The following is a 12,225-nucleotide window of genomic DNA, read 5'->3' on the forward strand; positions in this document are numbered from 1 at the left end:
GAAAGGTGGAACCGGGGCGGCTCAGTCGTGCGGGGTGATGACGGCGCGTCCTCGGATCTTGCCGTCGTGCAGGAGCTGGTACGCCTCGCCGGCGCGTGCCAAGGGGAAGTGCTCGACCAGCACCTTGATCTTGTCCTGCTGGGCGAGGGTGATCACCTCCATCAGTTCCGGGAGGTAGCCCCAGTAGGGTGAGGCGACCGAGCACTCGTGCGGCGGGCTGGAGAAGTCGACGGGGAGGGCCGCGCCGCCGAGGCCGACGATGGTCAGGTGGCCGAGTGTCCGGGCCACCTGGGCGGCCATCCGCAGGGTCGGTTCGATGCCGACCATGTCCAGGACCAGCTCAGCGCCCTGCTGCCCCGTGACGTCCCTGATGCGCGTGGTCGTCTCGTCGCCCGAGAGCAGGGCGAGGTCGGCGCCCATGTGCCCCGCGGTGTCGAGTTTCCCGGCGTCGGTGTCGACGGCGATCACGGTGGTCGCCGCGCTGAGCGCGCGCAGGATCTGGATGGTCAGCTGGCCCAGGCCGCCGGCCCCGATCACGACCGCGGTCGAGCCCGGCCCCAGCAGGTGCAACGACCGCTTGACGGCGTGATAGCTCGTCAGCCCGGCGTCGGTGAGCGGGGCGGCCTGGCGGGGGTCGAGGGCGCCCAGCGGAATCAGGTACCGCGCCGCCGGTACCAGCAGGTACTCGGCCATGCCGCCGTCGTGACCGCCGCCCAGGCCCGGTCCCTGGCCGGCGAGGTTCTGGCAGTAGTTCTCACGACCCCGGCGGCAGTTCGAGCACACTCCGCAGCCCCAGCAGCCATAGACGATCACGGGGTCTCCGGGCCCGAACCCGGTGACACCCGGCCCCACGCTTTCCACCCATCCCGCGTTCTCATGGCCGAGCGTCAAGGGCAGTTCCGTGAAGCCGGGCAGCGGTGCGGGCGCCTCCATGACGTGCAGATCGGAGTGGCAGGCCCCGGCACCCCCGACCTTCACCAGGATCTGCCCCGGCCCCGGATCGGGTATCGGCACCTCGTGCAGCTCGGGGGGTTGCCGCCATCCGACGAGTCGAAAGGCCTGCATGGTCATCCTCCACGCGCGCGGAGTCAGTCGCGGATGCCGTCGATGTCGACCAGGACGTGCCGCGGCCCCCGGAAGATCTGGTTGTGCCGGTACGGCGGCGGATCCTCGACGAGCCGGGGGTTCTGCACCCGGCGGACGAACTCGGCGACCGCCACCTGGACTTCGAGCCGGGCGAGCGGTGCGCCGAAGCAGAAGTGGATGCCCTGGCTGAACCCGAGGTGCTGGTTGTCGCGGCGTTCGAGGTCGAGTGCGTCGGGGTCGGTGAATCGCTGCGGGTCCCGGTTCGCCGAGCCGTAGGCAAGGAAGATCGGCGCTCCCTTCGGGATGGTGGTGCCGGCGATGTCGATGTCCTCCACGGCGGAGCGGGTGTGCCAGAACTGGACCGACGACTCGAAGCGCAGCAGTTCCTCCACGGCGGGCACGATCAGCTCGGGCCGGCTGCGCAGCTTTTCGAGCGCGTCGGGGTGGCGCAGCAGGGTGAGGACGCTGTGAGCGATGAGGTTGACCGTGGTTTCGTGTCCCGCGAAGATCAGGAGCAGGGAGTTGCTCGCGAGTATGCCCTTGGGCATCCGTCCCTCGTGGCCGTTCTCGTTCACCATCTCCGAGAGCATGCCCGGGCCCGGCTGCCGGGCGTACCGATCGAGCAGATCTGCTGCGAACTGTCCGAACGCCTGCACGGCCTGCCGCCCCCCGGCCAGCCGGCTCTGCATCTCCTCAGAGGCGGCCTCGGGGCCGAAGTCCAAAGCGTCCAGGGCCGTCTCGATCCAGTGGTGGAAGCGCGGCTCGTCCTCCAGCGGCACGCCCAGGACCTTGCAGATCACCGTCACCGGCAGGGGGTAGGCGAAGTCGTCGACGGCGTCGATCCGGGTCTTGCCCGCCATGTCGTCCAGGAGACCGGCGACGATGCGGCGGATCTCGGGTTCCAGGTGGGAGATCCGGTCGGGGGAAGGGGGCGGGCCGACGAAGTGCGGCATCATCATCCGGCGGTCCCGGTCGTGCTCGGGTGGATCCTGAGTGATGATGTTCGGCTCCAAGGAGATGACCGCCTCCGTGATCGGCTCGGCCTCCGCCTCCGCCGCTCCCTCGGCCGGGGCCGCGGCCGGGACCGGACACTTACGTGGATCCGAGCTGACCCGGGGATCGTGGAGCAGCGAGACGATCTCCCGGTAGGTGCTGACGACATAGGTGCCGTCCGGCTGCCGCGCCACCGGTGTGTTGCGGAGTTGTTCGTAGAAGGGGTACGGATTGGCGCGGTTGGCGTAGCGGAGGGCCTGCTGCCAGGGGGTTTCCTCGACCACGAGGCTCCCCTCCTTCTTCCTGTCGGTGCTGTCCGCCCGCCCGGCGCGACCGGGCGGGCACGTCAGTGGCGCCGAGCGCGGAACTCGGCCGTACGCTCGCTCGGGTCGTGGCCGGTCAGGACGACGTCCGGTACTCCTCCAGGGGCACCGCGTTCCGGGAACTCGGCCGGCATCGGCTTCGGGTCGGACGGATGGTCCCAGCCCGGCGGCGGAGGCGGGAACGGGCCGGACCGTTCGATCAGCTTCCCGTAGTACTCCAGCCACTTGCCGTGGTCGAAGGTGACGGCGGCGACGATCCGGCCCCGGTGACCGTAGGCGGCGGCGAAACGGCGCTCCGCGACGGACCCTTGGGTGAAGACGATCTCGTCACCGAAGGGGGGCACGCCGACCGACTTGATGTTGACACCGAACTGACCGGACCAGAAGCCGGGAAGCAGCAGCTGCGGGCGGTAATGGGGTTCCAGGTTCACCATGTTGTGGGCCGCGACCTCGGCGCCGTACACCGCGTTGTCCCAGTGCTCCATCGCGAGGAACTGGTACTCGTACAGCACGTGCGGTGCTCGCGCCACGTCCCCGGCCACGAAGACGCTGTCGGTGACGACACCGTTGATGTCGAAGGCACGGCCACCGGCGTCGCATCCGACACCCCAGAAACCGGCCGCCAGCCCCGAGCCCTCCAGCCATTCCACGTTGCGGATCGACCCCAGCGAGGCCACCACCACATCCGCGTCGACGACGGATCCGTCCGACAGATGCGCGCGCCGCACGTGTCCGGCGGAGTCGCCCTCCAGGGACGACACGCCCAGCCCACAGCGCAGGTCCACACCGTGGTCGCGCTGCATCTGCGCGGCGATCTCCCCGATCACCCCGCCGAGCGCGCCGACCAGCGGCGCCGCGCCCCGCTCGACGACGGTCACCGGGATGTCCAGTTCGCGGCAGACGGAGGCCACTTCCGAGCCGATGAACCCGGCGCCGATGACCATGACCCGTGACGGCGGCGCGGCCAGTGCCTTCTGCAGCTGGGCGGCGTCGTCACGCGAGCGAATCGTGTGGACCCCGTCCAGGGCGGCTTCGTCCGGGTTCGGCCACTGCCGCGCGCGTGTGCCCGTGGCGATCAGCAGCCGGTCGTACGGGATCTGCTCACCGTCGGCCAGCCGTACCTCCTTGGCGGTCCGGTCCAGCCCGGTGGCGGCCGTCCCGAGTCGCCAGTCGGCAGCCACGTCCCGCATGCGGGGCAGCTTGGTGTGGTCGGCCGGCACCCAGCCCTTGAGCACCTGCTTGGACAGCGGGGGGCGGTCGTAGGGCTCGTACGGCTCGTCCCCGATGATGGTCAGCGAACCGGTGAAGCCCTCCTCACGCAGCGCTTCCGCGGCCCGCAGCCCGGCCAGGGAGGCACCTACGATGACGATCCGGCCGTCGGCCCTGAACTCGCGCACCAGTTCCGCGACCGTTGCCCGCAAGGTCATGACGTCGCGCTCCCGTCCGCGCCGTCCAGGCGCTCGATCATGATCGCCTGCACCGGGCACGCCGCTGCGGCCCGCTCCACGTGCGGGACGCGTTCGTCATCCGGGTTCGGCTCGTAGGTGAGCGCCTCCTGACCGTTCAACCTGAAGGTCTCGTGCGCCAGGTACACGCATTGCGCGTATCCCTGACACCGGTTCAGGTCCACGACGATCCGCATGGGCAGACTCCTTCCGCTCTGCCTCCCGCCCCACGGCGACCATCGGCACGGTCATGAAGCCAGGCGGCGGTTCTCCAGCCTCCCGTCGGGCGGCCCGGCCGGATGTCCTGCCCGTCGCCCGGCCGAGGCGGGCGGCTGAGCAGGTTCGGTCCTTTACGCCGCGTCACTGCCCTGACGGGGACGCTTGTCGGCGGTGAGCGTCACGGTTCGAAGGGGCCCGGTACACCTCGGCGTCGACATCAAGGTCCGCCCCGGCCGTTGCGCCCTAAAAAAATAATCGTCCCGCCTCTCCACGATCGCAAACCCGCCGCGGCGCGGAACGACCTGTCCCGGGGCGGCGGCCGGCTCCGCGGTCCAGGCCGGTCAGCGGGGACCCCCGATGGCCTGCTCGGCCCAGATGGTCTTGCCGTTCTGCCCGTGGCGGCACCCCCAGCGCTCGGCCAGTCGGGCGACGAGGAACAGGCCACGCCCTCCCTCGTCGGTGGCGCGGGCGCGCCGCAGCCGGGGCTGGGTGCTGCTGGAGTCGGTGACCTCGCAGACCAGCACGCCGTGGCGGACCAGCCGCAGCTGAGCCGGCGGACGACCGTGGCGGATCGCGTTGGTGACCAGCTCACTGACGATGAGTTCCGTGGGGAAGAGGAGGTCGTCCAGCCCCCACGCGGCGAGTTGGCGGGACGCCCATTCCCGGGCCCCGGAGACGGCGGCCGGGTCGGCCGGTATCGGCCAGTGGGCGACATCCTCGCCCGACAGGGCGCGGGTGCGCGCCAGCAGCAGGGTCGCGTCGTCACACGGTGCTTCGCCCACCAGGCCGGTCAGGAGCGCCCGGCCGGTCTCCTCCAGCGGCCGGCCCGGGCGGCAGGAGGCGGCGAGCGCGTCCGTCAGCCGCCGGAGCCCGTCACCGGTGCCGTCCTCCGCACCCCGGTCGACCAGGCCGTCCGTGTAGAGCGCGAGGACGCCGCCCGGTTCCAGGTCGATGACCGTGGTCTCGTAGGGCATGCCGCTGACGGCGAGTGGTGGCCCCGGGACGATGTCGACGGCTTCGGCGGTCCCGTCGGGCCGGACGTACACCGGCGGCGGGTGACCGGCACTGGCCATGGCGCAGCGTCGGGTGACCGGGTCGTAGACCGCGTACAGGCAGGTGGCGCCGACGGTGTCCTGTTCGCCGGGCGGCACTTCCGCCGCGAGGCGCTGGACCAGGTCGGCGGTCCGGGTGAGGAGTTCGTCCGGCTCCAGTTCGAGATCCGCGAGGGTCTGGATGGCAGCACGCAGTCGTCCCATGGTGATGCTCGCGGGTATGCCGTGACCGGCCACGTCTCCGACGACGAGGGCCAGCCGAAGGGAGGGCAGGGCGATGGCGTCGTACCAGTCCCCGTTGGTGCCCGCTCCCCCGCCCGCGGGCAGGTAGGCGCCGGTGGTCTCGGCGGCCGGGGTGTCGGTCGTGGCCGGCGGAAGCAGGCTCTGTCGCAGGGCCACGGCCGCTCTGTGCTCGCGCGTGTAGCGGCGGGCGTTGTCGATGGCCAGCGCTCCCCGAGAGGCGATCTGCCGCATGAGTTCCACCTCGTCCCCGGTGAACGGTGCGGACGAGCCGGTGCGCCAGACCACGATCGCGCCGAGGGTGAGGCCGCGCGCGTACAGCGGTGCCACCATCACCGCGTTCGCCTCGCGCGGGAGGAACTGCTCGACCTGCTGTGCGCCGCCGACCAGGGCGGCGATGTCGTCCGGACCGTGGACGACCGTCTCGCCGTGCCGGAAGCGGCGCAGGAGGGGGTGGTCGGACAGGGGTGGCACGACGTTGCCGCGCCGGACGCCGGCCGGCCACACCGCGGTGTCCGGTGCCAGGGCCGCGTTGCGCAACCGCGGATCTCCCCCGGCCGGCCGCTCGACGGGTTCGTCACCGTCGAGTACGGCCTGCGCCAGGTCGACCGCGGCGAGATCGCCGAAGGCGGGTACGAGGACGTCCGCGAGGTCCTGCGCGGTCCGCACGACGTCCAGGGAACCGCCCACGCGCTCGGCGACCTCGCGGGTGAGTTCCAGCTGGCGGCGGGCGCGCAGTTGGCCGGTGTCGTCCATGTACAGGGCTGCGACCCCCGTGGGGCGTCCGCGTGCGTCCTCCAGGCGGAAGGCGGACAGCGCCAGCTCGTGACGCGGCGCCGGGTGGTGCCGCCAGCTCACTCGCTGGGTCCTGTTGATCACCGGGACGCCTGTTTCGAGCACCTGCCGCAGTACGGCCTCGATGCTCTCGGCGTCCTCGGCGCGCAGCACGTCGCACAGCCGGGTGCCGGGCTCCACCGGACGGCCCTCGGGGGTGTCCGGTCTGGCGTTGGTCTGCATGGTCGTGAGATCCGTGTCGTGCAGGGCGATCGTGATCCGGCTCTGTGCGGAGAGCGCGCGCAGGAGCGCGTCGCCGTGCTGCCGGCCGGTGACGTGCGGGGTGGGGGCGGCGAGCACGAGGAAGTCCGCCGAGCCGCTCACCCGTGTGGTCCGGAACGTGACGTCGACCGGGTTGCCGCTGCGGTGTCGCAACCGTACCCGGCCGGTCGCCGGCCTTGGCGTGGCACCGCGGGGGCCGTGCGGGAGGTCGGCCACCAGCTCGCGCACGGGGCGTCCGTGGACCTCCTCGGCGCGGAACCCGGTCAGGTCCTCTGCCGTGCCGGTCCACCCCACCACCGCGCCTCGGTCGTCGAGCACGGCGGCGGCCAGGCTGTCGAAGGCGCACGGCGCGGCGTCGGCAGCGGCACCGGAGACGGTCGTCGCGCCTTCGGGGCTGTCTGCCGGGGCGGCGTTGTCGATATGCGGTATGTGCATGTGTCTGGCTTCCATGAGGGGAGCCCGCGGCTGTGCGCAGCGGATGGCCGGTGCGGCTGTAGGCCGCCGGCGGGTCAGCGGGCGTCGGCTGTGGACGGCAGGTCCTGTTCGGCCCAGACGACCTTGCCGTCCGGTGACGAGCGGGCACCCCACCTGCGGGAGAGCCGGGCGACGAGGTGGAGGCCGCGGCCCTGCTCGTCGAGCGCGCGTGGCCGGCGGGGGCGTGGCCGGCCGGTGTGGGGGTCGAAGACCTCGCAGGTCAGCACCCGGTGCCGGATGAGCCGCAGACGGCTCGGACCGTCGCCGTGGCGGACGGCGTTGGTGACCAGTTCACCGACGACCGACTCCACGGGGGTCACCAGCGGCTCCAGACCCCATTGCCTGAGCTGACGGACGGCCAGGTGCCGGGCCGTGCGGACGGTGACGGGCGTGTTCCGCAGGTCCCAGCAGGCGACCTGGGCGGGTCGCAGTGCGCGGGTCCGCGCCAGGAGCAGGGTGACGTCGTCGGCCGGTGCCCGCGCGGGCAGGGTCTCCATCGCCCGTGCGCACAGGTCCTCCAGAGGGGCACCGGGACGCGTCAGGGCGGCGCCAAGGCGGCGCAGGCCGACGTCGATGTCCTCGTCGCGGGACTCGACCAGACCGTCGGAGTACAGGGCGAGCACACTGCCCTCGGGCAGGTCCAGCTCCACGGACTCGAAGGGGACCAGGCCGAAACCCATGCCGAGCGGGGCCGCCGCGGGCAGGTCGGGCAGGGTGACCCTGCCCTGCGGGTCGACGATCAGGGGCGGTGGATGCCCGGCCCGCGACAGCGTGCACCGCCCGGTGACCGGGTCGTAGACGGCGTACAGACAGGTGGCGCCCACCTCGGCGGACCCGGGGCCGGTCACGTCGGCGTCCTCGTCGTTCAGTCGCCGGACCGTGTCGTCGAGGTGTGCCAGCAGTTCGTCCGGGGGCAGGTCGAGGTCGGCGAGGGTGCGCACGGCGGTGCGCAGCCTGCCCATGGTCGCCGCCGCGTTGATGCCGTGCCCCACGACGTCACCGACGACGAGGGCCACCCGGGCGCCGGACAGCTCGATCACGTCGAACCAGTCGCCCCCCACACCGTGGGCCAGGTCGGCCGGTACGTAGCGCGAGGCGACCTCGACGGCGACGCCGCCCCGTACCCGGTGAGGCAGGAGGTCCCGTTGCAGCGCGAGGGCGGCGGTGCGCTCGCGCGCGTACTGGAGCGCGTTGTCCAGGCAGAGCGCGGCGCGGGTGACCAGTTCCTCGGCCAGCAGCAGGTCGTCCTCCTGGAACGGCTTCTGTTCGACGGAACGGCCGAACAGCGCCAGTCCGAGCACGCAGCGCCGTGCCCGGATGGGGACGACCATCAAGGAGTGGACACCGCTGTCGCGTACCCTCTGCGCCCGCACCGGGTCGTGGTCGACCCAGGGGCCGGAACGGGTGTCCAGCACCGGCTCCAGGTACGACCGGCCCGTGCGCAGGGCGGCGGAGAACGGCGAGTCCGGGTGGGCGTGGACCACTTCTTCGCGCACCCACGGCGACTCCAGGACACCCAGGTCGACGGAGGCCAGACCGGCACGGCGCAGCGGCTGGGGGCGACCCTTCGTCGTGCCGGTCCGTACGGCCGGTTCGACGCCGAAGGGAACCGACTCCACGAGGTCGACGAGGGCGTGGTCGGCCAGCAGGGGCACGGCGAGTTCTGCCAGTTCCTGGCTGGTGCGCAGCACGTCGAGGGTGCTGCCGATGTGCGTGCCGGCCTCGCTGAGGATGGCGAGGCGCTCGCGCGCCCGACGGTTCCCGGTGACGTCCACGGTCATGGAACACACGCCCAGCGGCGCGCCGTCCGCGCCCTGGAGGCAGAAGAACGAGGCCGAGAACGCGTGTTCACGGGGCCGGTCGGCAGGCGGCCACGCACGGTATTCGTGCACGGTCGTCGTGCCGCTCTCCAGTACCTGCCGCATCACCACCTTGAGGGCCTCGGCCTCGACGGCGGGAAGTGAGTCCTTCAAGCCGCGCCCGAAGCGCCGGTGACGAGGAACGCCGTCGTGCCGCTCCATGGCGTCGTTCACCCACACACAGCGCAACTTCGGGTCGTAGACGACGATGCCGATCGGCGCGTGGGCCAGGAGCGATTCCCGCACCGGTCCGCTGGTCACCCCCGAGGACAGGGAACCTGTGTCCGTCACGGACACCAGCCACCGCACCCCGGCGTCCCGTCCCCGCAGCAGGGAGACGCGCAGCGCCATCCTGAGCGTGTGGCCGTCGCGGTGGCGTATCGCCGCGGTACCGGACCAGCCACCCCGCGCACGGCACCGCTCGGCGAACGCCGCAGCCCCCCGGGCCTCGTGCGAGGGCGACAGCACATGGGTCGCGGACCGGCCCACCACCTCCCCGGCGGAGTAGCCGACGAGCTGCTGGGCGGCGTGGGTCCATCCGACCACGGTGCCTTCGGCATCGAGCATCGCTATCGCGGCGTCCTGCGTCTCACGGGGGCCGACCGGCTCGGTGGGGAGGGTGTGGTCGGTGTCGGTCATCGCGGTCCTTTCCCTGGTTGCGGAGGTGAGCAAGCGCCGGCACACGGCGCGACCGCCCTGTGTGCAGCCGTGATGAACGGCGACGTCCTGGGGAGAGGCACACGGCGGCATGTGTCACTAATGAGCTATTTGTCCATTTCTGATGAAAGCATCAACCATGGCGGCCCGACCGTCAAGCTCCTCCATGCACGCACCACTCCCGCGCACCGTCGGCCTCGACAGTTCCGCGCATCACCATCACCGCCGCCTCCATGGCGGTCACCCGCGCCACCGCCGTCGACGCGCGGGGGATCACCTGCGCCGGGCAGGCAGCCGCAGCCCGGCACACGCGCTCCACCCGACCATGCGGTCCGGGTGACCCGAGTCACCGTCCCCGCCTCCCCATTTCCATACGTCGTATGGTTATCCTGACAGGGTAGTTCCATACAACGTATGGAACTGCCTGACGGGCAACGCCACACAACGCCAGGCGCCTCATCTCGCCTGCAAAAGCAGCCGTTGGTGCAGATCGCACCAACCGGAAGGAAAGATCATGAAGAAGCTCACGAAGCGTATTGCTGTCGCCGTTTCCTCCGTGGCGGTCGCGGGTGTCGCCGTTGTCGGTGCCGGGGGCACCGCTTCGGCCGCGACTCCCGCCTCTGCACACGCCCAGCGGTCGGCCGAGGTCAACCTCACCGTCTACCGCTGGGACCACGGCGTGGGCTACCTGATCGAGCAGGGCTACTGCTGGAACGCACAGCGTGGCTGGCACCACGACGACCATGTCGCCGACTCCCTCTGGCACAGCCGCGACGGTCGCTGCTACGGCTGGGACGATGAGCGGGACGGGTGGAAGCCCGACAGGTCCCACCGATACGACTGGAACCGCTACGAGAGCGACGGCCGGGCCTGGGACCACCATGACTGGAACCGCGGTGACCGGGACTACTTCGGCTGGGACCACTACGGCCGGAACCACGGTGACCGGTAGGACGGGTCCCGCCTGTGCCCCTGAGCGGAGGCAGGGACGCGACCGCTGGTCACGGATCCGCGGTCCCCTGCCCGCCGGGCGGGGGATCGAGCGAGGGCCTGTTCCCTGCTCCCCTCTGAACCTGCCTGCGGCACCACCTCGCGCCGCAGGCGCGCGTCGCCCGACTGCCGCGACGCCACGACCCGCGCGGTCCGCCGTTGCCGTCCGGCGCCCGGGCCCTGCTGAACACCTCCTGTTTCGACGCGTGCTGGTCGCCACGAGCGCCGGGGCGCAGCCGAGGCAAGGGGGGTGCTCTTGGAGTGAACGCCCATGGAGTCTTCGAGGACCGTGGTTCGGGCGGTGACCGCGCAGCTCGTCGTCTCGCGCACCTGCTCACAGCCCTTGTGCATGCGGCTGCGGTACGAGCCTGCCGATCCCTACGTCGTCCGTGCCGCCTTTTCCGTCCACAGCGACGAGCCGGTCGAATGGGTCCTGGGGCGGGATCTTCTGGCTGACGGTCTGGAGGGTTCCGTAGGTTACGCGGACGTCCGGATCTGGTCGGCCGCAGGGCGGGGTGACGAGTCGATCTACATCGCCCTCGGTTCTTCCGGAGGCACCGCCTTGCTCGAGGTCCCCGTGCAGGACATCTCGTCCTTCCTTCAGGAGACCCAGGCTTCGGTGCCACGGGGTACCGAGTCCGGACTCATCGACTGGGACTCCGAACTGGCACACCTCCTCCCCCGAGGCTGACCGCCGACCATCCATGCTCAGAAGTAAAGGACCAGTGTCATGCCCCAGTACCAGCTTCGCGTCTACACCCTGCGCAGCTCCGCCGCGCTCTCCGCCTACGAGAAGATCTGGGCCCGGCACATTCCCGGTATGGCCAAGCACCGGATCACCACCCACGGCGTCTGGACGGTGCCCGCGGCACCCGGAAGCGACACCCCCCGGCTGTACGCCCTCGTTTCCTACGAGGACGCCGAGGACGTGCAGGAGCGGCTGGAGGCCTACCTGTCGAGTCCTGCATTCCGCGCGGACATGGAGGGATTCGACATCGGCCAGATCGTCGGCCTCGACGAGACCCTCCTGACGCCCACCGTGGACTCACCCTTGCGCTGACGGGTCAGCCTGCGACGAGTGACGCGGCCTCAAGGGCCGGTGTCCGGCGACCCTGCGATGGCGATTGCGGTGTCGTCGACGGCGACCCACCGGTGGTGGCCTTTGCCGGCACCGATACCGCCCCCTGTCCGGCAACCACCGTCGGCCGGGCACCCTGGCGACGCCACGAAGAACTGCTCCTGAGGGTGTCCTCGTGCCGATCGCCACCGGTCCCTCGCCGCAACCCCGTCTGCGCAGCCCCTTTGAATCCGGCGACGGCCCTTTCGATGGCCTTCCCCGGATGACGCAAAGCACCAGGAGTAAGACCCGATGAAGTCATTGAGAACTGTGATCCGGGGGCTGCCTGTGAAGCTTGTCGGCGTTCATGCGACGTCCTTGCCCATGATCATGACTCTGCGGTACGAGCCGAGTGATCCCTATGCGGTCCATGCCGCATTCGCCACCGATGTGGACAGCGACGAGCCGGCGGAATGGATCATCGGGCGCGAATTGCTGGTCGACGGCCTGGAGGGCCCCGCCGGCGAGGGGGACGTTCGCATATGGCCCGCCGGCGAGGAGGGCCGCCGCGACTTGTACATCCTTCTCAACCCGCCGTCCGGCACGGCCCTGCTCAAGGCCCCGGCGCAGGAGGTCAAGGCGTTCCTGCGGGAAACGGAGGCGGTGGTGCCCCGGGGGGCCGAGCTCGCTCACAGCGACTTCGACCGCTTCCTGGCGCACCTCCTCGCCGAAGGGTGAGTCTTTGCTTGGTGCGACCTGAGGCAGGCACACGGA

Annotated in this window: 10 protein-coding genes; 4 read left to right on the forward strand and 6 right to left on the reverse strand. The window is 71.1% G+C overall.

The features are described 5' to 3' along the window. Positions 1 to 21: 21 nt before the first annotated feature. The 6 genes from ACFY0F_RS26980 to ACFY0F_RS27005 all read right to left on the reverse strand — a co-directional run bounded on the left by ACFY0F_RS26980 (position 22) and on the right by ACFY0F_RS27005 (position 9,386). Entirely contained in the window at positions 22 to 1,065 is a 1,044-nt protein-coding gene (locus tag ACFY0F_RS26980) for an NAD(P)-dependent alcohol dehydrogenase (protein WP_388799371.1), read from the reverse strand. Between the two features lie 23 nt (positions 1,066 to 1,088). Beyond that, on the reverse strand, positions 1,089 to 2,363 hold the full coding sequence (locus tag ACFY0F_RS26985) for a cytochrome P450 (RefSeq protein WP_388799374.1): 1,275 nt from the start codon (positions 2,361 to 2,363) through the stop codon (positions 1,089 to 1,091). A 62-nt stretch (positions 2,364 to 2,425) separates the two neighbouring features. After that, a complete protein-coding gene (locus ACFY0F_RS26990; RefSeq protein WP_388799377.1) occupies positions 2,426 to 3,829 on the reverse strand; it encodes an NAD(P)/FAD-dependent oxidoreductase in 1,404 nt (467 codons plus the stop codon). Beyond that, complete coding sequence (locus ACFY0F_RS26995) at positions 3,826 to 4,044, reverse strand: ferredoxin (RefSeq protein ID WP_388799380.1); 219 nt, start codon at positions 4,042 to 4,044, stop codon at positions 3,826 to 3,828. Before ACFY0F_RS26995 ends, ACFY0F_RS26990 begins: the two co-directional genes overlap by 4 nt. A gap of 363 nt (positions 4,045 to 4,407) precedes the next feature. Further along, the gene (locus tag ACFY0F_RS27000; RefSeq protein WP_388799382.1) at positions 4,408 to 6,849 is read right to left on the reverse strand and encodes a SpoIIE family protein phosphatase; all 2,442 of its coding nucleotides are present in this window, start codon (positions 6,847 to 6,849) and stop codon (positions 4,408 to 4,410) included. 74 nt (positions 6,850 to 6,923) lie between these two features. Further along, entirely contained in the window at positions 6,924 to 9,386 is a 2,463-nt protein-coding gene (locus ACFY0F_RS27005) for a SpoIIE family protein phosphatase (RefSeq protein WP_388799385.1), read from the reverse strand. A 532-nt stretch (positions 9,387 to 9,918) separates the two neighbouring features. On the opposite strand from ACFY0F_RS27005, the gene ACFY0F_RS27010 reads away from it, so the two are divergent. The 4 genes from ACFY0F_RS27010 to ACFY0F_RS27025 all read left to right on the forward strand — a co-directional run bounded on the left by ACFY0F_RS27010 (position 9,919) and on the right by ACFY0F_RS27025 (position 12,189). After that, positions 9,919 to 10,356, forward strand: coding sequence for a hypothetical protein (locus tag ACFY0F_RS27010; protein ID WP_388799388.1), 438 nt, complete (start codon positions 9,919 to 9,921; stop codon positions 10,354 to 10,356). A 309-nt stretch (positions 10,357 to 10,665) separates the two neighbouring features. Beyond that, a complete protein-coding gene (locus ACFY0F_RS27015; RefSeq protein WP_388799391.1) occupies positions 10,666 to 11,085 on the forward strand; it encodes an SsgA family sporulation/cell division regulator in 420 nt (139 codons plus the stop codon). Positions 11,086 to 11,124: 39 nt separating this feature from the next. Then, on the forward strand, positions 11,125 to 11,454 hold the full coding sequence (locus ACFY0F_RS27020) for an NIPSNAP family protein (RefSeq protein ID WP_388799394.1): 330 nt from the start codon (positions 11,125 to 11,127) through the stop codon (positions 11,452 to 11,454). Between the two features lie 309 nt (positions 11,455 to 11,763). Next, a complete protein-coding gene (locus tag ACFY0F_RS27025; protein WP_388799397.1) occupies positions 11,764 to 12,189 on the forward strand; it encodes an SsgA family sporulation/cell division regulator in 426 nt (141 codons plus the stop codon). Positions 12,190 to 12,225: the final 36 nt, after the last annotated feature.

The organism is Streptomyces sp. NPDC001544 (assembly GCF_042894285.1).
Taxonomy (GTDB): domain Bacteria; phylum Actinomycetota; class Actinomycetes; order Streptomycetales; family Streptomycetaceae; genus Streptomyces.

Bases quoted from the DNA above. Each gene is read 5' to 3' on its own strand.
- ACFY0F_RS26980 (WP_388799371.1), bottom strand. From the start codon at position 1,065: ATGCAGGCCTTTCGACTCGTCGGATGGCGGCAACCCCCCGAGCTGCAC.
- ACFY0F_RS26990 (WP_388799377.1), bottom strand. From the start codon at position 3,829: ATGACCTTGCGGGCAACGGTCGCGGAACTGGTGCGCGAGTTCAGGGCC.
- ACFY0F_RS26995 (WP_388799380.1), bottom strand. From the start codon at position 4,044: ATGCGGATCGTCGTGGACCTGAACCGGTGTCAGGGATACGCGCAATGC.
- ACFY0F_RS27000 (WP_388799382.1), bottom strand. From the start codon at position 6,849: ATGCACATACCGCATATCGACAACGCCGCCCCGGCAGACAGCCCCGAA.
- ACFY0F_RS27005 (WP_388799385.1), bottom strand. From the start codon at position 9,386: ATGACCGACACCGACCACACCCTCCCCACCGAGCCGGTCGGCCCCCGT.
- ACFY0F_RS27010 (WP_388799388.1), top strand. From the start codon at position 9,919: ATGAAGAAGCTCACGAAGCGTATTGCTGTCGCCGTTTCCTCCGTGGCG.
- ACFY0F_RS27015 (WP_388799391.1), top strand. From the start codon at position 10,666: ATGGAGTCTTCGAGGACCGTGGTTCGGGCGGTGACCGCGCAGCTCGTC.
- ACFY0F_RS27020 (WP_388799394.1), top strand. From the start codon at position 11,125: ATGCCCCAGTACCAGCTTCGCGTCTACACCCTGCGCAGCTCCGCCGCG.
- ACFY0F_RS27025 (WP_388799397.1), top strand. From the start codon at position 11,764: ATGAAGTCATTGAGAACTGTGATCCGGGGGCTGCCTGTGAAGCTTGTC.